General features: G+C 66.9%; 17 protein-coding genes. 13 read left to right on the top strand and 4 right to left on the bottom strand.

Annotated features, from left to right (window positions below; all coding sequences use genetic code 11):
• Positions 1-909 precede the first annotated feature (909 nt).
• From LXM88_RS35305 to LXM88_RS35295, 3 genes are all read left to right on the top strand, one after another.
• Positions 910-1,047 carry a hypothetical protein gene (locus tag LXM88_RS35305; protein WP_262544115.1) on the top strand — a complete coding sequence of 46 codons (138 nt, stop codon included), beginning with the start codon at positions 910-912 and terminating at the stop codon, positions 1,045-1,047.
• A gap of 123 nt (positions 1,048-1,170) precedes the next feature.
• Positions 1,171-2,130 carry an LLM class oxidoreductase gene (locus tag LXM88_RS35300; protein WP_262544114.1) on the top strand — a complete coding sequence of 320 codons (960 nt, stop codon included), beginning with the start codon at positions 1,171-1,173 and terminating at the stop codon, positions 2,128-2,130.
• Positions 2,131-2,550: 420 nt separating this feature from the next.
• Positions 2,551-5,025: a mechanosensitive ion channel family protein gene (locus LXM88_RS35295; protein WP_262544113.1), complete on the top strand. Its 2,475-nt coding sequence runs from the start codon at positions 2,551-2,553 to the stop codon at positions 5,023-5,025.
• 27 nt (positions 5,026-5,052) lie between these two features.
• On the opposite strand, the gene LXM88_RS35290 is transcribed toward LXM88_RS35295, so the two are convergent.
• Positions 5,053-5,886, bottom strand: coding sequence for a CerR family C-terminal domain-containing protein (locus LXM88_RS35290; protein ID WP_262544112.1), 834 nt, complete (start codon positions 5,884-5,886; stop codon positions 5,053-5,055).
• A gap of 92 nt (positions 5,887-5,978) precedes the next feature.
• Between LXM88_RS35290 and LXM88_RS35285 the strand changes: the two genes are divergently transcribed.
• The 3 genes from LXM88_RS35285 to LXM88_RS35275 are packed head-to-tail and all read left to right on the top strand — an operon-like array spanning position 5,979 to position 10,183.
• Positions 5,979-7,103, top strand: a complete 1,125-nt coding sequence (locus LXM88_RS35285) for an HlyD family secretion protein (protein ID WP_262544111.1) — start codon at positions 5,979-5,981, stop codon at positions 7,101-7,103.
• On the top strand, positions 7,096-8,682 hold the full coding sequence (locus tag LXM88_RS35280) for an MDR family MFS transporter (protein WP_262544110.1): 1,587 nt from the start codon (positions 7,096-7,098) through the stop codon (positions 8,680-8,682). Before LXM88_RS35285 ends, LXM88_RS35280 begins: the two co-directional genes overlap by 8 nt.
• Positions 8,683-8,695: 13 nt before the next feature.
• Positions 8,696-10,183, top strand: a complete 1,488-nt coding sequence (locus LXM88_RS35275) for an efflux transporter outer membrane subunit (RefSeq protein WP_262544109.1) — start codon at positions 8,696-8,698, stop codon at positions 10,181-10,183.
• A gap of 231 nt (positions 10,184-10,414) precedes the next feature.
• Here LXM88_RS35275 and LXM88_RS35270 read toward each other — a convergent pair whose 3' ends face one another.
• A complete protein-coding gene (locus LXM88_RS35270) occupies positions 10,415-11,209 on the bottom strand; it encodes an APH(3')-II family aminoglycoside O-phosphotransferase (RefSeq protein WP_262544108.1) in 795 nt (264 codons plus the stop codon).
• A 226-nt stretch (positions 11,210-11,435) separates the two neighbouring features.
• Here LXM88_RS35270 and LXM88_RS35265 point away from each other — a divergent pair, with 226 nt between their 5' ends.
• The 5 genes from LXM88_RS35265 (at position 11,436) to LXM88_RS35245 (ending at position 20,540) form a co-directional block, all read left to right on the top strand.
• Positions 11,436-12,593 (top strand): efflux RND transporter periplasmic adaptor subunit, encoded by a 1,158-nt coding sequence (locus LXM88_RS35265; protein WP_262544107.1) that lies wholly within the window; start codon positions 11,436-11,438, stop codon positions 12,591-12,593.
• A gap of 20 nt (positions 12,594-12,613) precedes the next feature.
• Entirely contained in the window at positions 12,614-15,757 is a 3,144-nt protein-coding gene (locus tag LXM88_RS35260; protein WP_262544106.1) for a multidrug efflux RND transporter permease subunit, read from the top strand.
• Between the two features lie 4 nt (positions 15,758-15,761).
• A complete protein-coding gene (locus tag LXM88_RS35255) occupies positions 15,762-17,192 on the top strand; it encodes an efflux transporter outer membrane subunit (protein ID WP_262544105.1) in 1,431 nt (476 codons plus the stop codon).
• A gap of 102 nt (positions 17,193-17,294) precedes the next feature.
• Positions 17,295-17,987 (top strand): response regulator, encoded by a 693-nt coding sequence (locus LXM88_RS35250; RefSeq protein WP_262544104.1) that lies wholly within the window; start codon positions 17,295-17,297, stop codon positions 17,985-17,987.
• Between the two features lie 729 nt (positions 17,988-18,716).
• Positions 18,717-20,540: a S53 family peptidase gene (locus tag LXM88_RS35245; protein WP_262544103.1), complete on the top strand. Its 1,824-nt coding sequence runs from the start codon at positions 18,717-18,719 to the stop codon at positions 20,538-20,540.
• A gap of 272 nt (positions 20,541-20,812) precedes the next feature.
• On the opposite strand, the gene LXM88_RS35240 is transcribed toward LXM88_RS35245, so the two are convergent.
• Complete coding sequence (locus LXM88_RS35240) at positions 20,813-21,469, bottom strand: pyridoxamine 5'-phosphate oxidase family protein (RefSeq protein WP_262544102.1); 657 nt, start codon at positions 21,467-21,469, stop codon at positions 20,813-20,815.
• Between the two features lie 327 nt (positions 21,470-21,796).
• On the opposite strand from LXM88_RS35240, the gene pdxR reads away from it, so the two are divergent.
• A complete protein-coding gene (gene pdxR, locus LXM88_RS35235) occupies positions 21,797-23,263 on the top strand; it encodes a MocR-like pyridoxine biosynthesis transcription factor PdxR (protein WP_262544101.1) in 1,467 nt (488 codons plus the stop codon).
• 22 nt (positions 23,264-23,285) lie between these two features.
• On the opposite strand, the gene LXM88_RS35230 is transcribed toward pdxR, so the two are convergent.
• Positions 23,286-24,836: a phospholipase D family protein gene (locus LXM88_RS35230; RefSeq protein ID WP_262544100.1), complete on the bottom strand. Its 1,551-nt coding sequence runs from the start codon at positions 24,834-24,836 to the stop codon at positions 23,286-23,288.
• A gap of 281 nt (positions 24,837-25,117) precedes the next feature.
• Between LXM88_RS35230 and LXM88_RS35225 the strand changes: the two genes are divergently transcribed.
• A complete protein-coding gene (locus LXM88_RS35225; protein WP_262544099.1) occupies positions 25,118-25,696 on the top strand; it encodes an RNA polymerase sigma factor in 579 nt (192 codons plus the stop codon).
• Positions 25,697-25,703: the final 7 nt, after the last annotated feature.

The raw sequence follows: 25,703 nt of genomic DNA, 5'->3' as shown, positions 1-25,703 counted from the left end.
GCGCACGACAAACCGGCGCACAAAAAAAAGACGCCCATCAGCCGCTCGGCGATGGGCGCTTCAACAATTGATCCATCGGGGTAGTGGATCAACTGACAGCACAAACTTGCGGCGTCCGCACGCTGCGAATGGCGAACGCTTCCCCTGGACTACGTGTGTTCCGCGATACCGCGCGCACCGTAGCGCGGCCTGCTTTCCGGTGCGATCCGGTTCTTCGGCCCGTCACGCCGACGCCATGCGCGTCGCGCGGACGGATCCGCCGCACGACGACTCGCGTTGCGCTACGGAATGACGATCCGGGATCCCGGCCGGGGCCATCCGCATGCATTCACGGTTCATCCCCGACGGCCGACCGGTACCGGTCGGCCTCGTGCGTCACGCATGCACGTCGTCGGTCAGAACGAACCCGATTGCTCGGATGGAACGGAAAGCCGCGCGCTCACGTCGCCGCAATCAACGGCGAAGCGAACACCCGGGCAGGTCGGCGATTCAGGTTTGCAACACGACACGTTGCGATTCGGTCTGTTTTCATTCTCTTGTCCCCGTCTTTGATATGTCCGACCCACTGAAGCGATCGGCGGGCCGACTGCGCCCGCGACCGCGCTCACGGTCCGTACAGATATGCAAGGAGCGCACCATGCTTCATTCCGCAAGGCCGCGCGGGCGGATGCAAGGCCGTCGACGAGGATCGCGCACCGTCAAAAAGCGTGAATGTTTCGGAACTGAAACACGGAACATGGCCCGTCCGGGCGCAGCCCGGACGGGCATCGGGCGCATTGCACCTGCGCTGCCGCCAATCGACTTACAATCGCCCGACGGTGGCGGCGCCCACATGACCGGACACGTGCGCCTGGCCTTGCACGCTTCGCGCGGCTCCTCGCCGCATCACCGGAGATCCATACCCGACGTATGCGTGACGCAAAAGACTGGCTGGAGATCGACTACCGCGCGCTGTCCTACCGCGCCGACAGCGACAACCGCGGATCGCAACGCGTGGCGTCACGCCTGGGCCGCGCGCCGCGCGGCATGACGCTGCGGATCGCGTAGCGCCGTGTTCGGCGCAGGCCGCCCCGCTCCCGCCCGGCGCAAACACGTTAGCATTCGGACACGGAACGCCGCGCGTGCACGAACCGGCGCGCGCTCGCTTTGCACCGCCTCCACGGACTCGACATGACCACGCCCGCCCCCGCCCGCGCCGACGTCGCACACCGCGTCTTTTCGGCCGGGCAGTTGTCGATCGGCCTCACGCTGCCGCTGCTTCGCAGCGGCAATATCGTCGCCGACTTCAACGAACAGCTCGAACTCGCGGCGCTTGCCGATACGCTCGGCTTCCGCGCGCTGTGGATTCGCGACGTGCCGCTGAACAGCGCCGACTATCCCGACCCGGTGGGCCACCTCGATCCGTGGGTGCTGCTCGGCGCACTGGCGTCGCGCACGCGCGAGATCGCGCTCGCCAGCGGCGCGATCGTGCTGCCGCTGCGTCATCCGCTGCATATCGCGAAAGGCGCGCTGTCGGTCGCGACGCTGTCGGGCGGACGCTTCATCCTCGGGCTCGGCTCCGGCGACCGGCCGCCTGAATACGCGGCGTTCGGCGTCGATGCGGAAACGCGGCGCGACCGCTATCGCAAGCACTGGGAAGTCGTCGCGGCTGCGCTTGGCGTGCCGTCGCGCGTGCTGCCCGACGAAGCGCCGCCGGACGCACCCGAATTCACGTTGCTGCCGCGCGGCGACGACGCGGTGCCGATGCTCGCGGTCGGCTCGGGCGGACAGAGCGTCGACTGGATCGCGCGACATGCGATCGGCTGGATGACGTATCACCGCGATCCGGACACGCAGCGCGCCCGCTATTCGATGTGGCGCGCGGCGGTCGACCGGCTCGCGTCGCCGGCCTTTCGCGCGTTCGGCGTGTCGATGCGGCTCGACCTCGCCGCGCATCCCGATGCACCCGCCACCGCGCTGTCGCTCGGCTATGCCACCGGGCGCCGTGCTTTGATCGACATCCTGCAGGACATGCGCACGGCAGGCACGCATCACGTCACGCTGAATCCGGGATCGGACCGGCCCGTGCGCGAGGTCATCGAAGAACTCGCCGAACATGCGCTGCCGGTTTTTCACGACGGGCAGGCGTGATTCCTGAGGAATACGAAACCAACGAATGCAACGTTCGTGTTGCGATCACGGTCCGTCATTCATGATCGGCCGAACGCGCGCCTGACGATGCGCCATTCGCGTTCAACAACCGTTCCCGGTTCACATCTGCACACCGGGTCGCCAACAGGTACGCGTTACGGGACGCTTACGATTCGACAAGAAGGACGTGTCCGCATATCGGATCGTTACGGTCCTGTGTCGGGCACTTGCCCGTCCGCCCCCTGCCGACAGGATCGCGATGCGACGCAAATACCGCCCGCAAACGCCCGCGCTGCCTCGCGTATGCCCGAATCGAATATTCGTCGATGGAACTATTCGGTTTCGATCGAGATCATGTTAACTTCCGTCCATCGTTCAGCCCGGCGGGCCGCGCGCCGATGCGCGCCCGCATGCCTACTCATGCGACAACTTCTCCTCGGCTGGCTGCTCGCCGCCGTCGTCTCGGCTGCTCACGCGGCCGCTCCCGCACCGGCCGCCGCATCGGCCGCCTCCGGCACCGCGCCCGCGCTGACGCCGCAACAGGCCCAGCAGGCACTCACCGTGCTCGAAAACCCGCGCCAGCGCGCCCAGGTCGAAACGACGCTGCGCGCGATCGCGGCCGTCGGCGCATTGAGCGCGCCCGCGGTCGCGGCAAGCGAAGCGGACGCGGCAAGCGGCGCATCGGCCGCCGCCGCGCCAACCGCGCTCACGTCGAACGGGCTCGCGTCGATGCTCGTCCGGCAAGGGTCGCGCTGGACCACCGAAATCGGCAGCGCGCTGAAGGAATCGCTGCGCTCGCTGCTCGATGTCGGCTCGGTCGGAAGCTGGTGGCATGACAGGCTGGTGCGCGCCGACGAACGCGCCGATCTCGCGCACGCGCTCTGGATCATCGTCGCCGTGCTCGTGCCCGCGTTCCTGTTCGAATGGTTCGCGAAGCGGCTGCTGCGGCGCGCGCTCGCCGCGCTGGCCGCACGGCGCGCCGACTCGTCGCGCGGCACCGCGCCCGACGACGACAACGCGCCGCCACCGGAATCATCGGACCGGCCCGACACCCCTGACGATGCCGACGCATCCGACGCCATACCCGCGTCATCGCAAGGCCGCGGCCACGCGCGGCGTCACACCATACTGCTGCACCGGATGCCGCGCGCGCTCGTCAGCCTCGCGCTGCGCGCGGTGCCGCTGCTCGTGTTCGTCGGTGCCGCGAGCCTGACGATGTCGATGATCGGCGATGCAGGCACGCCGATCGAATCCGCGCTCGAATCGCTGATCGACATCTACGTGATCTGCCGGCTGGTCACGATCGTCAGCCGGCTGTCGTTCCAGCCCGATGCAAGGCAATTGCGGCTGCTGCAGATCAGCGACGCATGGGCCGACTTCGCGCAACGCTCGATCGCGCGGATCGTGATCGTGGTCGGCGCCTGCACGGCCGCGATCGAGATCGCCGCGAACTTCGGGCTCAGCGAGGCCGGTCACGTCGCGCTGCTGAAAGCCGTCGCGCTCGTCGGGCACGTGATGATCTCGACGCTGATCCTGCAGTGCCGCCGGCCGGTCGCTGCGCGGATCCGCGCAGCCGGCGCGGATCATCCGACCTTCGCGGTGGTCGGCAACGCGCTCGCGGACGCATGGGCGCCCGTGGCGGTATTCATCGTGATGGCACTGTGGTTCGTATGGGCGCTCGACGTCCATCACGGCTACCGCGTGCTGATCACGCTCGGCGGCCGTTCGATCGCCGCGATGATCGGCATGCGGATCGTGTCGATCATCGTGTTCGGCGCGCTCGCGCGGCTGTTCCAGCGCCGCGACGAAGACCGCACGCTCGTCCATCTGCACGCGTACCGCTACTACCCGCTGCTGCGCCAGATCGTATCGGTTGCGATCGGCATCGTGACGGTCGCGCTGCTGCTGCAGATCTGGGGCGTGCCGATCTTCCGCGCGTTCGAAACCGGCACGATCGGCCACCGGCTCGCGTCGGCGCTGCTGACGATCGCGATCGCGGCCATCGTCGCGCTCGTCGTATGGGAAGCCGCGAACATCGCGATCGAGCGACGTCTGCAGCGATGGACCCGCGAAGGCAATCTCGTGCGCGCGGCGCGGCTACGCACGCTGCTGCCGATGCTGCGCTCGCTGCTGTTCGTGATGATCGCGCTGGTCGTCGTGCTGACGGGCCTCAGCGAACTCGGCGTGAACATCGGCCCGCTGCTGGCCGGCGCCAGCATCTTCGGCGTCGCGCTCGGCTTCGGCTCGCAGAAGCTCGTGCAGGATTTCATCACCGGAATCTTCCTGCTGATGGAAAACGCGATGCAGGTCGGCGACTGGGTCACGCTCGCCGGCGTGTCGGGCACGGTCGAATACCTGTCGATCCGTACCGTGCGGCTGCGTGCGGGCGACGGGTCGCTGTACACGATTCCGTTCAGCTCGGTGACGACCGTCAACAACACGAATCGCGGGCTCGGCAACGCGGCCGTCAAGGTCAGCATCGCGTACGGCGAGGACATCGACCGTGCGATCGCGACGCTGAAGGAGATCGGCGCCGCATTGCGCGACGATCCGAAATACCACGACGGCATCCTGTCGGACTTCAGCTACTGGGGCATCGACCAGGTCGACGGCGCGGCGCTCGCGCTCGCCGGGCAAATGCAGTGCACGGACTCGACGCGCTGGAGCGTACAGCGTGAATTCAACCGGCGGATCGCGGAAACGTTCAGCGAACGCGGCATCCGGATCGCCAATCCGCAACGCAGCCTCGTCGCGTATGCGGATGGATCGCGGCCGGAAGGCAACGGCAACGGCGAAAGCAACGGCGACGGCGGCAGCAACACCCGCAACGGCAACGCCGCCGAAACGGCGGCCCGGCCGCCGTCGCCCGGCGAACCGGAGCGCAAGCCGGGCTGACCGGCCAGGGCTGACGGCGCGCCGCGCTCAACGCGCGGCGGGCTTCTTCGCACGCCGCGTGCTTGCCGCCGCAGGCGTTGACGTACCCGGCTTCGCCGTGCGTTTCGCCGCAGCACGCGGCCGCCGCTTCGCACCGGCTTCAGGAGCCGCTGCACCTGCGTCGCGCTGCGCGTGCCATTGTTCGAGCAGCACGCGCGTCTGGTCGGCGATCGTCTCGATCAGCAGCGTCGCGCGTTCGCCCTCGAACGCTTCCCATTCGAGCAGTTGAAGCGCCGAACGCTGCGCGATGTGGAACACCGTGAGCTGCCCGAACAGGCTCAGCGCGCGCAACCGCGTGACGGGATCGTCGGCCGGCCGCCCCGAGATGCGGCCGATCAGCTCGGCGCTCACGTCGTTGAGCGGCTTGCGCATGCGCTTCATCAGGATTTCACTCGCGCTCGCCGGCTCCTGGCCGCCCTGCTCGCGGGCGAAGAACATCCGCTGGTTCATCGTCTTCGGCGCCGTGAACATCCGGTCCGACAGCGCGCGCAGCAGCCCGACGAACGCGTCGATCAGCACGTCGACGTCCGCGTCCGCATCGAGCATCGCCCACGCATGGCCGACCGCCGGCGCGAACACCTCCCAGCCGTGTTCCGCGATCGTCTCCACGCACGCGCGATAAACGCCTTCCTTGTTCTCGAAGTAGTACTGGAGCGCCGGCGCGTTCACGCCGGCCATCGCGGCGATCTCGCGCGTCGACGCGCCCGCGAACCCGCGTTCGCCGAACAGTTCGATCGCCGCCTCGATGATCCGCTGGCGCGTTTCGTCGCCGCGCGCGTAGCCGCCCGCCGACGTGCGGCGCAGCTTCTTCGCTTCGTTCATGCCTTCCTCGTCATTCGATCGACCGACATTCTACTTGACACAATTTTAGCAACTGGAATAATTCTTCCACTTGGAATAAATTGGATGCCAGCATGTCGACGCTGCAAGACCCGCCACAGAAAGTAAATCGTCAGGAAACCGGAACAACGCCGCGCAACGGCAACGTCGGATCGAAGCGACGCATCCTGCTCGTCGTCGCCGTGCTCGCGGCCATCGGCGGCGCCGTCTGGCTCGGCCGCTGGTGGACGGTCGGCCGCTTCATCGAAAGCACCAACGACGCGTACCTGCAGGCGGACAGCATGACCGCCGCGCCGAAGGTGGCCGGCTACGTGACCGACGTCTATGTGCGCGACAACCAGGCCGTGAAGGCCGGCGATCCGCTCGTGCGGCTCGACGTCCGCCAGTACCAGGTTGCGCTCGCGCAATCGCTCGCGACCGTCGACGCGCGCCGCGCCGATATCGCGCGCGCCGAAGCGGACATCAGCCAGCAGCACGCGAATCTCGAACAGGCCGACGCGCAGGCGAAGGTGTCGCAGATCAACGCGCGGCACGCGAGCGACGAATACGCGCGTTATGCGCCGCTCGCCGCGACCGGCGCAGAAACGCACGAACGCGTCGCCGACCTGAAGAGCACGCGCGACCAGGCAGCCGCGACGCTCGCCGCGAACAATGCGTCGATCGCCGCCGCACGCACGCAGATCGCGTCGTTCACCGCGCAGCTCCAGCAGGCGCGCGCGCAGCTCGAGGCCGCGCAGGCCAGCGCCGCGCAGGCGCAGCTCGATCTCGACAACACGGTCGTGCGCAGCACGCTCGACGGCCGCGTCGGCGATCGCACGGTGCGCGTCGGTCAGTATGTGCAGCCCGGCACGCGCCTGCTGACCGTGGTTCCCGTCAATTCGATCTACCTTGTCGCGAACTTCAAGGAAACGCAGATCGGCCAGATGCGCATCGGCCAGCCCGTCGAACTGCATGTCGACGCACTGCCGGACGGCGCGCTGTCCGGCGTCGTCGACAGCTTCGCGCCAGGCACCGGCGCGCAGTTCGCGCTGCTGCCGCCCGAGAACGCGACCGGCAACTTCACGAAGATCGTCCAGCGCGTGCCGGTGCGCATCCGCCTCGCCGCGGACGCCCGCGCACAGCGCATGCTGCTGCCGGGGCTGTCGGTGACGGTCGACGTCGATACGCGTTCGGCCCGCGACGAGAAGCGCCATGGCTGACACGCCCGCGACGACACCCGCGCCGCCGCACGAAGGCCGCGCGAGCGTGACCGACTGGATCGCGGTCGCGGCCGGCGCGCTCGGCGCACTGATGGCGACGCTCGACATCTCGATCACGAACTCCGCGCTGCCGCAGATCCAGGGTGAAATCGGCGCCACGGGCACCGAAGGCACATGGATCTCGACCGGCTACCTGATGTCGGAAATCGTGATGATCCCGCTCGCCGCGTGGCTCACGCGCGTGTTCGGGTTGCGCAATTTCCTGCTGACGAACTCCGCGCTCTTCATCGCGTTCTCGATGATGTGCGGCTGGTCGCATTCGCTGCCGATGATGATCGCCGGCCGGATCGGCCAGGGCTTCACCGGCGGCGCGCTGATCCCGACCGCGCAGACCATCATCCGCACGCGGCTGCCGCTGTCGCAGCTACCGGTCGGGATGACGCTGTTCGGCCTGATCGTGCTGCTCGGGCCGCTGTTCGGCCCCGTGCTCGGCGGCTGGCTCGCCGAAAACGTGAACTGGAGCTGGTGCTTTTTCCTGAACCTGCCCGTGTGCCTGCTGCTGATGGCGCTGCTGGTGTTCGGGCTGCCGTCGGATCGCCCGCAATGGGGCGCGTTCTTCAACGCGGACTGGCTCGGGATCGCCGGCCTCGCGATCGGGCTGAGCTCGCTCACCGTCGTGCTCGAGGAAGGCCAGCGCGAACGCTGGTTCGAATCGCAAACGATCGTCACGCTGAGCGTCGTGTCGTTCGTCGGGATGATCCTGATCGCGCTGTCGCAGCGCTTCGCGAAGCGGCCGATCATGCGGCTGTCGCTGATGCGCAACCCGCGCTATGCGAGCGTGATCGTGATCGTGTCCGCGGTCGGTGCCGGGCTGTACGGCGTGTCCTACCTGCTGCCGCAGTTCCTCGCGATCGTCGCCGGCTACAACGCGGAACAGGCCGGCGCGATCATGCTGCTGTCGGGCCTGCCGGCCTTTCTCGTGATGCCGATCCTGCCGCGCCTGCTCGGCAAGGTCGATTTCCGCATCCTCGTGATCTCGGGGCTGCTGCTGTTCTGCCTGAGCTGCATGCTCGACATCAGCCTGACCGCGCAGAGCGTCGGCCACGACTTCGTATGGTCGCAACTGATCCGCGGCGTCGCGCAGATGCTCGCGATGATGCCGCTCAACCAGGCGTCGATGGCAGCCGTTGCGCGCGAAGACTCGGGCGACGCGGCCGGGCTCTACAACATGGCGCGCAATCTCGGCGGCTCGATCGGCCTCGCGATCATCGGCACCGTGATCGACCGGCGCACGACCTTCCATACGTCCGCGCTCCGCGAATCGGTGACCGCGAACTCGCTGATCGGGCAGGACCGCTTGTCGGCCTACGCGGCCAACTGGTTCGCACACACCGGCGATCTCGCGTATTCGAACATGCGTGCGCTCGGCCAGCTCGCGCAGCAGATCCAGATCCAGGCGGTCGTGATGACCTATTCCGAAACCTTTTATCTGCTGGGGCTCGCGCTGCTCGCGTGCGTGCCGCTCGCACTGCTGCTGAGAACGCCGCGCGGGCCGCAGCCGATGTCGTCCGGCCATTGAACCGTCTTCCGCAATGAAACCCTTCTTCCTGCCCCGCCGCCCCGCACTCACGCTGTGCGCGGCCGCATGCCTGCTCGCCGGCTGCACGGTCGGCCCCGACTACCATGGCGCGCCCGCCGCACCGGATGCGCCGACCTTCGTGCGCGCGCCGGCATCCGGCGTCGACACCGCCGCGCCCGCACCGAGCGCGTGGTGGCACGCGCTGAACGATCGCCAGCTCGACGACCTGATCACCGCCGCGCTCGTATACAACCCCGATCTGCACGCCGCGCAAGCGCGCTTGCGTGCAGCGCGCGCGCAGCTTTCACAACAGCGAGCGGCCCAGTTGCCGAAATCGTCGGCCACCGTCGCGGCCATCCGCATGCGCGAACCGAACGTCAGCGCGCTCGGCTCGCTGCTGCCGTCGAACGGCTCGAACCAGTCGGGTGGTACGTCGCCGTCGCTCGGCGGCTCGGGGCCGCTGCAACTCTATTCGGCCGGCTTCGACGCGACCTGGGAAATCGACCTGTTCGGCGGCACGCGCCGCGCGGTCGAAGCTGCGTCCGCGCAGGCCGAGGCCGTCGACGCGGATCTCTCGGACACCCAGGTATCGATCGCCGCCGAAGTCGCGACCGCGTACGTCGACCTGCGCGACCAGCAGCAGCGGCTGGCGCTGTCGCAGCGCACGGCCGAATTGCAGCAGACGATGCTCGAACTGACGCAGCAGCGCCGCGCACGCGGCGTCGCGGCCGAAGTGGACATCGAACGCCTGACGACGCAGGTCGAGAGCACGCGTGCGTCGCTGATCCCGCTCGACGCGCAGGTGACGGAGTCGCTCGACCGGCTCGCGATCCTGACGGGCCGCGCGCCGGGTGCGCTCGACGCCGCGCTGTCGACACCGGACGCCCCGCTGCCGACGCTGCCCGGCAGCGTCGCAATCGGCGATCCGGCCGCAATGCTGAAGCAGCGCCCCGACATTCGCGCGGCCGAACGCCGGCTCGCGTCGAGCAACGCGCAGATCGGCGAGCATGTCGCCGACTATTTCCCGAAGGTGACGCTGTTCGGCGATCTCGGCTTCAGTGCGACGGACCCCGGCCATCTGTTCCGCAAGCAGAACTTCACGTGGGTCGGTGCGCCCTATCTGCAATGGAACATCCTCGATTTCGGCCGCACGCGCGGCGCGGTGCGCGCGGCCGAAGCGTCGCGCGACGAAGCGGAAGCGAACTACCAGAAGGCGGTGCTCGGCGCGCTGCAGGATGCAAATACGGCACTGCAACGCTATGGGCACCAGCGCGAGCACGTCGTTGCGCTCACCAAGGTGCAAACGTCGGCCGTGCATTCCCGGTCGCTGATGGACGAGCGCTATCGCGCGGGCGTCGCATCGATGATCGATCTGCTCGACACGCAACGCGAAGCGCTGTCCGCGCAGCAGAACGTGATCGCCGGGCAAGCCGACCTGATCAAGGACTATGTGTCGCTGCAGAAGAGCCTCGGACTCGGATGGCAAGGGGGCGCGGGTTGACGGCGGGTTCGCTGTCGTCGATCACGGACCGGCCGGTCGCCCCGGCCCAGGTTTCCCGGTGTACGCTCGGCGACGGTCTCCGCTACGCCTCTGCATATCGGGAGCACGACTGACGCAGGAATTCATATCAGACTCGTAGATCTAAATTCAAACAGCAGGAGTACTACGAAATTCGGGCGATGCGTCAGAAAAGGAAGCGATCTCGCACGCCGCCCGCGACCACCTGCGGCTTCAGAAGAACTCGTCGAGCAATCGATAGAAGGCGATCCGATCCGGGTCGGGATGTTCGATCCCGTATCGCGTGAAGAAAGGCGCGACCCATTCGCTGCCGAGATCCGCTTCGATATCGCGCGCCGCCAATGCCAGATCCTGATAGCGATCGGCCACGCCCAGGCGGCCGCAATCGATGAAACCGGAGAAGCGGCCCCTTTCGACGATGAAATTGGGCAGGCACGCGTCGCCATGCGTCACCACGCTGTCTTCGATTGACGGCTGGTACGCCTGAAGCCTCGCGAACAGCTCCCCCAGCGGCACACCCGTACTCGAGTCATCGAGGTTGTCTTCGTCGACGAGCCCCGCGTTCATCCGCGCGCGGGCGCGCTCGATGCGATGCACGGCGCCGTGATCGAACGGGCACGCGACCGGATCGAGCCGATGCAGCGCACGCAGTGCATCGGCGACGATCGTCATCTTCTCCACCGGCGTGAGCCGCGCCATTTCGCGGTTTTCGCCGCGCACGGCACTCAGCAGCGTCCACTCGTGCCCCGCTGCCGACGCCACGTCGAGCACCTGCGCACCCGGCAGCCCCGTGGTCGCCAGCCAGCGCAGCCGCGCCGCCCCGTCGCTCAGTTCGCCCAGCGGCCCCGCCCGCTCGGTCTTGACGAACCGGCGCGATGCGCCGTGCGCATCGAGCCGGAATACGGCCGCATCCGACTGCCCGACCGTCTGTCGCGTCCACCGGCAGCCCGCCAGCGTGGCCTGCCAGGCCGCCGGCACATCGTTCCAGAGCTTGTCGTTGTCGATCACGTCGGGCTCGATCCTCGTTGACTGGGCCGCATGCGGAAGGTCGGCGACACCGCGCGAATGTTACAGCGTCGCGCCCATACGGCCGAGCCCGGCGACGCCGTCTTTTCGACACCTTTCGCCCTCTCCATCGAATCTCCATCTTTCCGCATCAAAGACGCCAACTATTCGACGCAAACTCCGCCCCGTCAAAGCAGGCAGCGGGCTGCCTGCGCTTCCTGGAGTCGCTATGAAGAATCAGAAACGATGCTGCTACGGCGCCGTATGCGCGCTGGTGGCGGCGATGCTGGCGGGTTGCGGGCCTGCCGAGCAGCAGGCCGCCGCACCGGCCACCCCGGTTGCGGCAATGACCCTGGCCGCCTCGCGCCTCGACGTGACCGAAGACCTGCCGGGCCGCGTCGCGGCCGTGCGGACCGCCGAGATCCGGCCGCAGGTCAGCGGCATCGTGCAACGGCGGTTGTTCGAGCAAGGCAGCGAAGTGCGCGCGGGCCAACCGCTGTTCCAGATCAATCCGGCGCCGTTCAAGGCCGACATGGATACGGCCGCGGCGTCGCTGCAGCGCGCGCAGGCCGCGCTCGAGCGCGCGAAAGTGCAGACGGCGCGCTTCAAGCCACTCGTCGAAGCCGATGCAATCAGCCGCCAGGTGTACGACGACGCCGTGTCGCAGCGCGACCAGGCAGCCGCCGACGTGGCCCAGGCCCGCGCGACGCTCGCGCGCCGCCAGCTCGACCTGAAATTCGCGACGGTGGAAGCCCCGATCGCCGGCCGCATCGACCAGGCGCTCGTGACCGAGGGGGCGCTGGTCGCCAGCACCGACAGCCACCCGATGGCGCGCATCCAGCAGATCGACCAGGTCTACGTGGACGTGCGCCAGCCGGCCGCGTCGCTCGAATCGCTGCGCGGCGCGCTCGCATCGCAGCCGGACGCAACGCGCAACGGCCTGCCGGTCGACGTGCTGCGCGGCGACGACACGCGCTACGACGTGAAGGGCCGCATGCTGTTCTCGGGCGTCAACGTCGACCCGGGCACCGGCGACGTGCTGGTGCGCGTGCTGGTCGACAACCCGAAGCGCCAGTTGCTGCCGGGCATGTACGTGCGCGCCCGCATTCCGCGCGCGCACTACGCGAACGCACTGACGGTGCCGCAGCAGGCAGTTGTGCGCGCTGGCGGCAAACCGCAGGTCTGGGTGCTCGACGCGAAGGGCACCGCGCATCTGAAGGCCGTCGAAGTCGGCGAGCTGACGAACCGCAGCTATCACATCAAGTCGGGCCTGCAGGCCGGGCAGAAGATCGTCGTCGAAGGCATGGAACGCCTGATCGACGGCGCATCGACCGCCGCGACCGACTGGAAGTCGCCTGACGCGGCCACCACCGCGTCCGCGCACTGAGTCACCGGGAGCCTCCAGTCATGGCTGAATTCTTTATCCGCCGCCCGGTCTTTGCGTGGGTGATCGCCCTGTTCATCATCCTGATGGGGCTGATCGCGATCCCGCAACTGCCGATCGCGCGTTATCCGTCGGTTGCGCCGCCGACCGTCACGATTACCGCAAGCTACCCCGGCTCCACGCCGCAGACGATGAACGACGGCGTGCTGAGCCTCATCGAGCGCGAACTGTCCGGCGTCAAGAACCTGCTTTACTTCGAATCGTCGGCCGACACGTCCGGCAGCGCGCAGATCACGGTGACGTTCAAGCCCGGCACCGATCCGGCGATGGCGCAGGTCGACGTGCAGAACAAGCTCAAGACCGTCGAGCCGCGTCTGCCGTCGGTCGTGCGCCAGAACGGCGTGATCGTGGAATCCGCGTCGTCCGGCTTCCTGATGCTCGTCGGCCTGCGTTCCGACAGCGGCCGCTTCGACGAAGGCGCGCTCAGCGATTACATGTCGCGCAGCGTGGCCGAGGAACTGCGCCGGATCGACGGCGTGGGCCGCGTGCAGCTGTTCGGCTCCGAACGCGCGATGCGCGTCTGGGTGAATCCGCAGAAGCTGATCAACTACGGCCTGTCGATGAGCGACCTGACGACCGCGATCGGCCAGCAGAACGTGCAGATCGCGCCGGGCAGCCTCGGCGCGTCGCCCGCGCTGCCGGGCCAGCGCGTGAGCGTGCCGCTCACCGTCCAGGGCCAGCTCACGACGCCGGAAGAATTCGCGGCAGTCGTACTGCACGCGAACGCGGACGGCTCCAGGGTCGTGCTCGGCGACGTCGCCCGCGTCGAGCTCGGCTCGCAGGGTTACGGCTTCGTGAACCGCGAGAACGGCAAGCCGGCCACTCTCGCCGGCGTGCTGCTCTCGCCGGGCGCGAATGCGGTGAAGACCGCCGATGCCGTGCGTACGCGGATGGCCGAGCTGAGCAAGGCGATGCCGTCGGGCATGACCTACTCGATTCCGTTCGATACGTCGCCGTTCGTGAAGATCTCGATCGAGAAAGTGCTGCACACGCTGATCGAGGCGATGGTGCTCGTGTTCCTCGTGATGTACCTGTTCCTGCAAAACGTACGCTACACGCTGATTCCGGCCATCGTCGCACCGGTCGCGATGCTCGGCACGTTCACGATCATGGCGATGACAGGCTTCTCGATCAACGTGCTGACGATGTTCGGCATGGTGCTCGCAATCGGCATCATCGTCGACGACGCGATCGTCGTCGTCGAGAACGTCGAGCGCCTGATGGCGGAGGAAGGACTGTCGCCGAAGGAAGCGACATCGAAGGCCATGAAGGAAATCACGGGCGCCATCGTCGGCATCACGCTCGTTCTGACCGCGGTGTTCATCCCGATGGCCATGTCGAGCGGGTCGGTCGGCGTGATCTACAAGCAGTTCACGCTGTCGATGGCGGTGTCGATCCTGTTCTCGGCGCTGCTCGCGCTGACGCTCACGCCGGCCTTGTGCGCGACGATGCTCAAGCCGGTCGAACCGGGCCATCACGAGAAGCGCGGCTTCTTCGGCTGGTTCAACCGCCGCTTCGACCGCCTGACGAAATGGTACGAGACGCGCGTCGGCCGTCTGGTCGGCCGCACGGGTCGCGTGATGCTGCTGTTCGTCGCGATCGCGGGCGCGCTGGTGTTCGGCTTCAGGAACCTGCCGTCGTCGTTCCTGCCCGACGAGGACCAGGGCTACTTCATGACCAGCTTCCTGCTGCCTGCGGATGCAACGACCGAGCGCACGCACGACGTGGTCAAGAAGCTCGAACGGCATCTCGCTTCGCGCGCGGCGATCCAGTCGAACATTTCCGTGATGGGTTACGGCTTCTCCGGCCAGGGCTCGAACGCCGCGCTGAGCTGGGCGGTGCTCAAGGACTGGAAGAACCGCGGCGGCTCGTCGACGCTCGAGGAAAGCATGCTCGCCCAGCAGGCGATGGCCGGTGCGACCGAAGGCACGGTGATGAGCCTGCTGCCGCCGGCGATCGACGAAATGGGCAACAGCTCGGGCTTCACGATGCGCCTCGAGGACCGCGCCAACCAGGGCGAGGCCGCGCTCAAGGCGGCTGAAGCGAAGCTGCTCGGGCTGGCCGCGCAAAGCAGGATCGTGACGGGCGTGTATCCGGACAGTCTGCCGGCCGGCACGAGCGTGCGCCTGGAGATCGATCGTGCGAAGGCGCAAGCGCTCGGCGTGTCGTTCACGACGCTCAGCGACACGCTGTCGACCGCGATGGGCTCGACCTACGTGAACGATTTCCCGAACGCGGGCCGCATGCAGCAGGTGATCATCCAGGCCGATGCACCGGCGCGCATGCAGATCGACAACGTGATGAAGCTCTACGTGCGCAACGCGGCCGGCGGTATGGTCCCGCTGTCCGAAATGGTCCGCCCGGTCTGGACCGAAACACCGCTGCAGATGGTGCGCTTCCAGGGCTACCCGTCCGCGCGTATTTCGGGCGGCGCGGCACCCGGCCAGTCGAGCGGCGCGGCCATGGCCGAGATGGAGCGTCTCGCCGCGCAATTACCGCCCGGCTTCGCGGTCGAATGGACCGGGCAGTCGCTGCAGGAACGCCAGTCGGCGTCGGAGGCGCCGATGCTGATGGTGCTGTCGATGATCGTCGTGTTCCTGGTGCTGGCCGCGCTGTACGAGAGCTGGTCGATTCCGCTGTCGGTGATGCTGGTGGTGCCGCTCGGCCTGATCGGCGCGATCGGCGCGGTGCTGCTGCGCGGATTGCCGAACGACGTGTTCTTCAAGGTCGGGATGATCACCGTGATCGGCCTGTCCGCAAAGAACGCAATCCTGATCGTCGAATTCGCGAAGCAGTTGCGCGAGGAAGGCAAGGGGTTGATCGAAGCAGCCGTGCAAGCGTCGAAGCTGCGCCTGCGCCCGATCCTGATGACTTCGCTCGCGTTCGGCCTCGGCGTCGTCCCGCTGATGATCGCGACCGGCGCGAGCGCCGAGACGCAGCACGCGATCGGTACCGGCGTGTTCGGCGGCATGGTGACCGCCACCGTGCTGGCCGTTTTCTTCGTCCCTGTTTTCTTTGTGTTCGTGATGAGTATCCAGGAGCGCATCTCCGCATGGCGGGCCTCCCGCCGGAAACCTGCCGCTGCACATCACGAACAAGAAGGTTGATGCCATGCGATTGCTTATTCTTCCCGTCGTCCTCGCCCTGTCGGCGTGCTCGCTGGCGCCGGCGCTGGTCAAGCCTGCCATGCCGGTGCCGACGGCTTACACGGCCGCCGCTGCCCCGGATCAGCACGCCAATGCGGCCGATCTCGGCTGGCGCACGATGTTCGGCGATCGCCGCCTGCAGCGCCTGATCGAGATCGCGCTCGACAATAATCGCGACCTGCGCGTGGCGGCGCTGAATGTCGAGGCCGCCGAAGCGCAGTACGGCATCCAGCGCTCGGCGCGCCTGCCGTCGATCGGCGCCGGTGCGAACTTCACGCGCCAGCGCACGGCGGCCGACCCGCAGTCGAACCCGCCGCTGTTCGAAACGACGCAGAACCAGTACGGCGTGAACGTCGGCATCAGCGCGTTCGAGATCGACCTGTTCGGCCGCGTGAAGTCGCAGTCGGATGCGGCATTCGCACGCTACCTCGCGACCGATCACGGCCGCCGCGCGGCGCAGATCTCGCTCGTCGGCGCGGTGGCGGACGCATATTTCGCGGAAAGCCTCGCGCAGGAGCAGCGCCGGTTGTCCGAGCGCACGCTCGGCGACTGGCAGCAGTCGCTCGATCTCGCACGCCGCCTCAAGGAAGCGCATCAGGCGAGCGGTGTCGACATCGCGCAAGCCGAAGGTCAGGTCGCGAGCGCCACCGCCGATCTGGAAGCGCGCACGCGCGCCGTCGAGCAGGCGCGCAACGCGCTGCGCCTGCTGCTCGGCACCGAGCCGCCGAAGGATCTGCCCGACGCGCTGCCGCTGCAGCAACAGCCGGTGATGACGCAACTGCCGGCCGGCCTGCCGTCCGAACTGCTGTTCCGCCGGCCGGATATCCAGCAGGCCGAACAGAACCTCGTCGCCGCGAACGCGGACATCGGCGCCGCACGCGCCGCGTTCTTCCCGCGCCTGTCGCTGACGTCGTCGATCGGCTTCCTCAGCCCGGCGATGGGCAGCCTGTTCGCCGGCGGCCAGAACGTGTGGAGCTTCGCGCCGCAGGTCACGGTGCCGATCTTCCAGGGCGGCCGGCTGCGTGCCGAGCTGCGCGTCGCGGAAGTGCGCAAGTCCGGCGCGGTGGCCGAATACGAACGCGCGATCCAGACCGCGTTCCGCGAAGTCGCCGACGGCATCGCCGGGCGCGAAACCTTCGGACGCCAGATCGAAGCGCAGACGCGCGTGGTCGGCTCGGCCGAACGCCGCACCGACCTGTCGAACCTGCGCTATCGCGCGGGCGTCGAGGGTCGGCTCGAGTTGCTGGATTCGCAGCGGCAGCTCTATTCGGCACGGCAGGCGCTGCTCGACCTGCGTCGCAGCGAGCTCGGCAATGCCGTCGCGCTGTACAAGGCGCTCGGCGGCGGCCTGACCGAACAGGACGTCGCGCCTTCGACGAGCGTGGTGCAGAACTGAACGACGGGTGCTGCGCCATCCGCGGCGGCACGCGGAATGGCGCAGCACGATTCAGCCCGGCAACGGGCTGCTCCGATGGTTCGACATCGCACGGCAAACTCAATGACGAACTCCCTGATACTGATTGCAGAAGACGAACCCGAGATCTCCGACATCCTCGACGCGTACCTGAAGCACGACGGCTTTCGCACCTATCGCGTCGCGGACGGGCAAGCGGTGCTCGACGTTCAACCGCACCTGAAGCCCGACCTGATCCTGCTCGACGTGAAGATGCCGCAAAAGAACGGCTGGGACGTGCTCGCCGAGCTTCGGCGGCGCTGCAATACGCCGGTCGTCGTCATCACCGCGTTCGACCGCGACCTCGATCGGCTGCAGGCACTGCATGCCGGCGCGGACGACTACGTCGTCAAGCCGTTCAACCCGGCCGAGGTCGTCGCGCGGCTGCGCGCGATCCTGCGCCGCGCGGGCCGGCCGCCCACCGCGCGCATGCTTCGCGTCGGCGATCTGGAAATCGACACAGAAAGCTATCTGGCGCGCGTGCGGACCGAATCGGCCGAGGTGCCGATTGCGCTGACGCTGACCGAATTCCGGCTGCTCGCGCACATGGCGAGATCGCCGAGCCGCGTCTTCACACGAAGCGAACTGCTCGATGCGTGCATGGCCGATGTGAGTGCACTGGAGCGCACGGTCGACAGCCACGTCAGCAGGCTGCGCAAGAAGCTCGAACAGGCCGGCGCGTCGGGCATGCCCGAAGTGATGCGAGGTGTCGGCTACCGGCTGCGGGGCGCGCAGTGACCGTGCCGTCGAAGCCGAGCCGGCAGATCGGGCTGGCGATCGGCTTGCTCGCGATCGAGCAACCGGAAGCGCCGGCCATTCGAGCACTTCCTCGATAACGGTCAGCCCATTACAGGATGAACCGGAAAGGATCGGCGAATCACCTTCAGCATTACCTGCGAAAGCGATTTTGAAAATTACAAAATACTGCCGATCTTTTCAAAAACATTTCGCTTTATTCGATTTAATTTTGTTTCATATAATCAAAAAAAGTTTGACACTTCGCTTTCGTTCTTGATACCGTCCGATTCAAGCAATCCGACGAATTGCCCACTACGCAATCGATTCCGCTCCACGTTTTTTTCGCTTTCGCCGCACCGAAGTGCTCGCCGCCGGCTGTGTCGTTCGCGCGCCGGCGCATGCAACATCCCGATGCATCTCATTGGACGGCTGCCATCCGGCAGCGGGCCGAAGGATCGAATCAAATGAGCAGGACTACGAAGCTGTTGCTCTAGCAATCCCGCCCGCGCCACGTCCGCGCGGCTGCTCCGCATTGCGGCACAGCCCTTCCGCTACCGCGTTTTCCGTATTTCGCCCCCGGAGAGAAACCACCTGTCCGGATCGGGCGAAAGGCCCTGTCGCGTCCGCGCCGACCGCACGAGCGCGACAGAAAGCGGCGGTGCACGACCCGCACCGCTGTCGACCGTTGTTGTTCGTGCCGTTCGATGTTCAACCGGAGGGGTAATTCAAATGAATCAGGTTGCAGACAAGAAACAAAAGCACATTCGCATCGTCAAGCTCGCTTTCGCCGCCGCCGCGGCCGCTTCGTTCGGCATGGCGACCGTCCACGCCGCGCCGGCGGCCGGCTGGACGGAAACGCGCACCAAGGGGTTCCTGCCGCTCGTGCAGCAGAGCGAAGCCGGCGCGCCAGCCGCGAGCACGGCCGCCGCCGCGGCCGCGGCGGTCGAACTGGCGCCCGGCGAATCGGTGGACATCGTGCTCGGGCTGAACCTGCGCAACGACGCGCAACTCGACCAGTACCTGCGCGACCTGCATACGCCCGGCTCGCCGCACTACCGGCAGTTCCTCACGCCGGCGCAGTTCGCCGCGCAATATGCGCCGACCGACCAGCAGGTCGCGTCCGTCGTCGCGCACCTGCGCAAGGAAGGTTTCGTGAACATCGTGGTCGCGCCGAACCGGCTGCTGGTGTCCGCATCCGGCACCGCGGCGACCATCAAGTCCGCGTTCCGCACGACGCTCAAGCGCTTCTCGCACAACGGCCGCAGCGTCTACGCGAATACCGACGCCGCGCAAGTGCCGAACGCGATCGGCGGCATCGTGGGCGCGGTGCTCGGCCTGCAGAACGTCGAGCTGATGCATACCGGCGCGGGCAGCCAGCCGCAAGGCAACACCAGCAACCTGACAGTCCCGGCCGGCGCGTCGGCGGTGCCGCACTATCCGACCGAATTCTCGTCGATCTACGGCGGCGACGGCACGCCGACGGCCTCGCAAACCACCGTCGGCATCATCTCCGAAGGCGACCTGTCGCAGACGGTGAGCGACCTCAATACGTTCGCCGCAAACAATGGCCTCGGCACGATCAGCAGCAGCATCGTGCAGACCGGTCCGGCCGGCAGTTCGTACACCGATACGTCCGGCACCGTCGAGTGGAACCTCGACAGCCAGTCGATCGTCGGCGCCGCCGGCGGCAGCGTGAAGCAGGTCGTGTTCTACGCAGCGCCGTCGATGACACTCACGGCGATCACGGCCGCGTACAACAAGGTGGTGACGGACAACGTCGCGAAGGTGATCAACGTGTCGCTCGGCGTGTGCGAATCGTCCGCAAACAGCACCGGCTCGCAGGCGACCGACGACACCATCTTCAAGCAGGCGGTGGCGCAGGGGCAAACCTTCTCCGTCTCCGCAGGCGACCACGGCGCGTACGAATGCGCGAGCGGCACGCCGTCGCGCTCGACCTACACGGTGAGCGAACCGGCGACGTCGCCGTACGTGATCGCGGTGGGCGGCGCGACGCTGTTCACCAACACGTCGACCAACGCGTACAACAGCGAGATCGTCTGGAACGATCCGAGCTGGCAGCCGGGCACCGTGTGGTCGACGGGCGGCGGATACAGCAAGTACGAAGCCGCGCCGTCGTGGCAATCGTCTAGCCTCACCGGGTCGACCAAGCGCGCGCTGCCGGATGTCGGCTTCGACGCCGACCTGCGCACCGGCGCGATCCTGGTGGTGAACGGCCAGACGTCCGACACGCTGTGGGGCTCGGGCTACCTGAACAACGAAGGCGGCACGAGCCTCGCCGCGCCGATCTTCACGGGCATCTGGGCGCGGCTGCAGTCGGCGAACAACAATGCGCTCGGGTTCCCCGCGTCGAGCATCTACAAGTACTTCCCGTCCAACGCGGCGCTGCTGCACGACGTCACGTCCGGCAACAACGGCAGCGGCACCTATGGCTACAAGGCGAAGGCCGGCTGGGACGCAACGACGGGCTTCGGCAGCGTGAACATCTCGAAGCTGAACGCGTTCATCCAGAGCACGTCGGATTTCGCGCGCTGATGGATCGCTGACCGACGCGGCTCCGGATGCGCACCGTTTCCCGCGCCCGGAACCGCACGCAACTGCGTAAAGAACCCGCGAAGGCTGCGAAGCCATCGCGGGTTTTCTGCATTCCGCGTACCGCGCGACGAAGCGGCCGCGCCGCATCCGCACCCCGCGGAGTCGCATCCGCCGCACGAGTCGCTCGAACGCCGCACGGCCTGCAAGGCCGCACGTACCGGTATCGCGCGCGCCGCCGTTTTCTTCGAACCCTCCCGGTCTTGCCGCCGGACTCAATCGGCCCAGTTCCGGACGTAGTCCGGCACGGGCACGCTGCCGTTTCCGTCGGCATGAACCGGCGTACCGCGCGTCGTCTTCAGCGGCAGGATCCCCGCCCACACGGCGAGCGCGAGATCTTCCTCCTTGTCGGAAGGCAGCGAATCGCTGACTTTCACGGCCGCCTCCGCAAGAGAGATCCGCAGCACGCTGGTTGCGTTGATTTCCTTCGAATTGCCCGGTCGCGCTTCATGCTTGCGGCCCGCGGCGATCTTGTCCATGAAGGCATCCAGCGCCGCGAGCTTTTCCGCGCTGCCGTCCACCACGTCGAACTGCCCGTAGATCACCGCCGATCGATAATTCATCGAATGACTGAAGGCCGACTTGGCCAGCACGAGCCCATCCAGCAGCGTAATCGCCACGGACGCCTGCGCGCCCGCAGACAACGCCTTGATCATCCGGCTCCCGTTGGACCCGTGAATACAGAGATCATCGCCCCTTCTCCAGTGCGCGGTCGGGATGCAGTGCGTGTCCCGTCCGTCTCCGAACGCGATGTGACAGACGTACGCTTCGTCCACGATGCGGTGGAGCATCGTGCGATCGCGATTCGCCAGTTCGGGCAGGCGGCGAATGGTGGTACGGGAAGTGGGAGAACTCAGGGTCTGGTCGTTCATGTTTCGTTTTCCTGTTCGCGCGCCCCCTGGCGCGCATCGATCGGCCCGCGTTTTCGCAACACGCGGATATGCGGTCGAATATATCTATGCACTGCGAAATGAATCGAATCGGCATCGAACGATCTCGATGCGTGAGTAACCGGTCGATCGACTCATCGACAGTCGCTCGCCAGATCGATCAGAATACGCGATTGCGACGATCGTCCGACGTACCGGCAATCCGCTGCGAATCGCCCAGCACGGGCCTGCACCGCGAGAACGTGAACAATACGACGTGCGTTGATTGTTAAAAAGAACCAGCCCAAGGAAAATTTCTGGAACCAGCCTATGGATCTCGCGCTGCTCATCTCGTCGCTTTCCAGACAGGACGGCACGACAAGACACAGCCAGCAGGAAGCGCTGTACCGAAGCCTGCGCAACATGCTGCTGGACGGACAGATTCCGCCCCGCACGCGACTCGTGTCGACGCGCGTGCTCGCGGCGGAGCTGGGCATCGCGCGCAACTCCGCGGTCTATGCGTACGAACGGCTTGCCGAGGAGGGTTTCGTGGCGGCCACGCGCAACGGCACGATCACGCTGTGGGACGGATGCGGCCGTCCGCGCGCCGGGGACGACGACAGCCCGGCTCCGGTTCACCTGTCCGAGCGCGTGCACGGTCTGGAGAACGCCCATCCCGAGCCCGAACGCATGCTGCCGTTCGTCCCCGGCCTGCCTTCGCTCGACGAATTCCCCGTCGCCCAGTGGCGCCGTTGCATCGAGCGTGCGTGGAAAGCCATCAAGCCCGCCCAGCTCGCGTATGGCCCGATCGAAGGGCTGCCCGAATTGCGGCGCGCCGTGGCCGCCTACATCCGGGTCTCGCGCGGCGTACGCTGCGAGACCGGCCAGGTATTCATCACCGACGGCACGCAGAGCAGCCTCGAATTGTGCGCGCGCATGCTCGCGAATCCCGGCGAATTCGGCTGGCTCGAAAACCCCTGCTATAACGGCGCCCGGACGGCATTCCGCTCGACCGGCCTGAATATCGTGCCGATCGAGGTCGACCACGAAGGCATGGCGCCGACCGACGAACAGTGGCGCAACAAGCCGCCCCGGCTGATCTATACGACGCCTTCGCATCAATACCCGCTCGGCGCACTGATGAGCCCGCGGCGGCGAGCGGCGCTCGTCGAGCATGCGCGCGCATGCGGTGCGTGGATCATCGAGGACGACTACGACAGCGAGTTCCGCCATGGCGGCCAGCCGCTCCCGGCGATCCAGGGCCTGGATGCCGACGCGCCGGTCTGCTATCTCGGCACATTCAGCAAGACGATGTTTCCCGCCCTCCGGCTCGGCTTCATGGTGGTGCCGCCGGTCCTGGTCGACCGTTTCACCCGAACGCTGCGCGAACTCGTCCATCGCGGCCATTCGGCCGATCAACTGGCGATGGCCGAATTCATCGACACCGGTCTCTTTGCGCGGCACCTGCGCCGCATGAGGGCGCTGTACGCCGAGCGGCGCAGCGGCCTCGAAGCGGCACTCGCCCGCCATCTCGGCGCCGCGCTGAGCGTTCGGGAGAGCCCGGGTGGCATGCACCTGTCGGCGGATCTCGCGCTGCCGCTGCACGACGCCGACGTCGCACGCGCCGCGTCCGCGCATGGCCTGCTGCTTCAGCCGCTGAGCAGCTACGCCGTCGGCGACGGCCGCCGGTACAACGGCTTCGTGCTCGGATATTCCGGGCTAAGCGACACGACGATCGAAACAGCGACGATGCAGTTCGCGGACGTCATCGAAAAACTCCGCCGCACGCGATGCTGAGTGCAGCACGCCGCATCGTCGCTCACAGTTGCGATTCGATCGGAAACAGCCCGAGAAACCAGACTTCCATCCGGCGCGCAGCCGACACTTCCGGTTCGTGGTCAAGCTCGGTGACCGTCCCGTCCGAATCGGTCTGAACCCACTTGAGCTGCCCTTTCCCCGCCGGATCGGTCCTCGGCTCGACACGCCACGCGATCCGGTCGAGCCGCGACTCCAGATCGCTCGCGACCTGCGACGCAATCGCGGGACTCTCGCAGTAAACGCCGATCTCGGTATTGAGGTTCAGCGAGCGCGGATCGAAATTCATCGACCCGATGAAAATGCGCTTGTGGTCGAACACGTAGGTCTTCGCATGCAGCGACGCACGCGACGACCCGATGATGACGTCCTTCGAAATGCTCTTGTCACCCGATGGCCGCCGCTCGTAGAGCCGCACGCCGGCCGCGACGAGGTCGTTCCGGTAGCGGCGGTAGCCGGCATGCACGGCCGCCACGTCGGTCGACGCAAGCGAATTGGTGAGCACCGTCACGCGCACGCCGCGCGCCGAATATGCGCGCAGCCGCTCAATGAAGTCCTTGCCCGGCACGAAATACGGCGACACGATCAGCAGGTCGTGTTCGGGCTGCACCGCGATGGCGCGCAACTGCGGCAACAGGTGCCCGTCGCTGTCTTTCGGCGAATGCGCGATCTTCGACGGGTCGTCGTACAGGACCGTCGCGTGCCCCCACGACAGCTCCGTCCCCTGCCCGTGCACGATCCGGTCGAGCCGTAGCCTCGCTTCGAGCACGTACGGATTGTCCTCCATCGCCCTCAGGTAGTCGCGTAACCGCTCACGCTCTCGATCCAGCCCGCCCGGCGCCGCGTCGTGCCCGACCAGCGCGTCGATCGGATACGCATACGGGGAATTCCAGAACGTGTCGAATTCCGTCGAGATGGCGTGCACGGCCGGACCGTGGACGACGACATCGAGATCGCCGAACTCCAGCATCGACGATGCGCCGAAGTATTCGTCGCCGATATTGCGGCCACCGACGATCGCCGCCTGGTTGTCCGCGATCATCGCCTTGTTGTGCATGCGCCGGTTGACGCGCGCGAACTCGAACACCGTGCCGATCTTCTTGAACCGGCGCGTGGCAACCGGATTGAACAGCCGGATCTCGATGTTCGGATGCGAGCTGATCTCGAGCAGCTTGCGGTCGTCCGCGTTCGTGCCGAGATCGTCGAGCAGCGCGCGAACGCGCACGCCGCGATCGGCCGCGCGAATGATCGCGTCGGCCAGTTCATGCCCGGTCAGGTCGTCGTGCCAGATGTAGTACTGAAGGTCCAGCGAGCGGTCTGCGCGATCGGCAAGCAGCACGCGCGCATCCAGTGCGTCGATCGGATCGGTCAGCAGATGAAACGCGTCCTGCCCCGGGTGCATGCCGGCCTGCTGGCGAAACGCGACGCCCAGCCGCGTGTTTTCCGTGTCGGTGTACGCATGCATCGGCGCGCGGTCGGCCTGCGGCGGCAGGCTCGCGCACGCAACGAGCGCCAGCAACGAAAGAATCGCACCCCACGAACGCAGCATGATCATGATGGCCGCCACCACTCCCGGGCGAAGGTTGTTTGTTCTTGCCGCCGGGTGGTCGGCCCGGGGCTTGCCGGTTATCGGCCGCGCCACAGCATACTTCGAATGCCCGCAGCGCGGCGGCGCGTCCGTATTTTCCCGATCCGATCGCGCGCCCACACCGAGAATCCTCCGCGACGCATGCAGCCGCCGCAGGCTTTCGGACATCACGGACGCTCGATAAATTAAATTTCGCAACCGGGCCTTCCGCCCGACAATATTCGCCTTCCTGAAACGTCATCACGGGTATGGAACCGCCTCCCACCCCGAGCCAGCTGACCGAGCAGGACCGCGACATCGCCGACGCCGTTGCCCGCGAGCGGCCGCGGCTGCGCAATTTCATCCGACGCCGCGTCATCAATCAGGACGAAGCCGAAGACATCCTCCAGGACGTATTCGAGGAACTGGTCGAAACCTGGCGACTGCCGGCCCCCGTCGAGCAGGTCGGTGCGTGGCTGTTCCGCGTCGCGCGAAACCGGATCGTCGACCGCTTCCGCAAGAAGAAGGAAATGCCGCTGCCCGACGCGCTCGATACGGACGACGGCGAAGATGCGTACCGCCTCGATCTTGCACTGCCCTCGTCCGATGCCGGACCAGATGCCGCCTACGCTCGCACGACGTTGCTCGACACGCTGCGCACCGCACTCGACGAGCTGCCCGAGAACCAGCGTGACGTGTTCATCGCGCACGAACTGGACGGGGTCAGCTTCAAGGAGATGGCGACTGCTACCGGAGTCGGCGTGAACACGCTGCTGGCGCGCAAGCGTTACGCGGTGCTGCATCTGCGCAAGCGGCTGCAATCGTCTTACGACGACCTCGAGATTTGAACCGAAG

Source organism: Burkholderia sp. S-53 (assembly GCF_025560745.1).
Lineage (GTDB): Bacteria > Pseudomonadota > Gammaproteobacteria > Burkholderiales > Burkholderiaceae > Burkholderia > Burkholderia pyrrocinia.
The sequence above is the reverse complement of the archived record's forward strand: the minus strand, read 5'-3'. Positions and strand labels throughout refer to the sequence as shown.

Coding starts and splice junctions, on each gene's coding strand:
- LXM88_RS35280 (WP_262544110.1), top strand. CDS start 7,096: ATGGCTGACACGCCCGCGACGACACCCGCGCCGCCGCACGAAGGCCGC.
- LXM88_RS35245 (WP_262544103.1), top strand. CDS start 18,717: ATGAATCAGGTTGCAGACAAGAAACAAAAGCACATTCGCATCGTCAAG.
- pdxR (WP_262544101.1), top strand. CDS start 21,797: ATGGATCTCGCGCTGCTCATCTCGTCGCTTTCCAGACAGGACGGCACG.
- LXM88_RS35300 (WP_262544114.1), top strand. CDS start 1,171: ATGACCACGCCCGCCCCCGCCCGCGCCGACGTCGCACACCGCGTCTTT.
- LXM88_RS35295 (WP_262544113.1), top strand. CDS start 2,551: ATGCGACAACTTCTCCTCGGCTGGCTGCTCGCCGCCGTCGTCTCGGCT.
- LXM88_RS35240 (WP_262544102.1), bottom strand. CDS start 21,469: ATGAACGACCAGACCCTGAGTTCTCCCACTTCCCGTACCACCATTCGC.
- LXM88_RS35265 (WP_262544107.1), top strand. CDS start 11,436: ATGAAGAATCAGAAACGATGCTGCTACGGCGCCGTATGCGCGCTGGTG.
- LXM88_RS35260 (WP_262544106.1), top strand. CDS start 12,614: ATGGCTGAATTCTTTATCCGCCGCCCGGTCTTTGCGTGGGTGATCGCC.
- LXM88_RS35290 (WP_262544112.1), bottom strand. CDS start 5,886: ATGAACGAAGCGAAGAAGCTGCGCCGCACGTCGGCGGGCGGCTACGCG.
- LXM88_RS35250 (WP_262544104.1), top strand. CDS start 17,295: ATGACGAACTCCCTGATACTGATTGCAGAAGACGAACCCGAGATCTCC.
- LXM88_RS35255 (WP_262544105.1), top strand. CDS start 15,762: ATGCGATTGCTTATTCTTCCCGTCGTCCTCGCCCTGTCGGCGTGCTCG.
- LXM88_RS35285 (WP_262544111.1), top strand. CDS start 5,979: ATGTCGACGCTGCAAGACCCGCCACAGAAAGTAAATCGTCAGGAAACC.
- LXM88_RS35230 (WP_262544100.1), bottom strand. CDS start 24,836: ATGATCATGCTGCGTTCGTGGGGTGCGATTCTTTCGTTGCTGGCGCTC.
- LXM88_RS35305 (WP_262544115.1), top strand. CDS start 910: ATGCGTGACGCAAAAGACTGGCTGGAGATCGACTACCGCGCGCTGTCC.
- LXM88_RS35225 (WP_262544099.1), top strand. CDS start 25,118: ATGGAACCGCCTCCCACCCCGAGCCAGCTGACCGAGCAGGACCGCGAC.
- LXM88_RS35275 (WP_262544109.1), top strand. CDS start 8,696: ATGAAACCCTTCTTCCTGCCCCGCCGCCCCGCACTCACGCTGTGCGCG.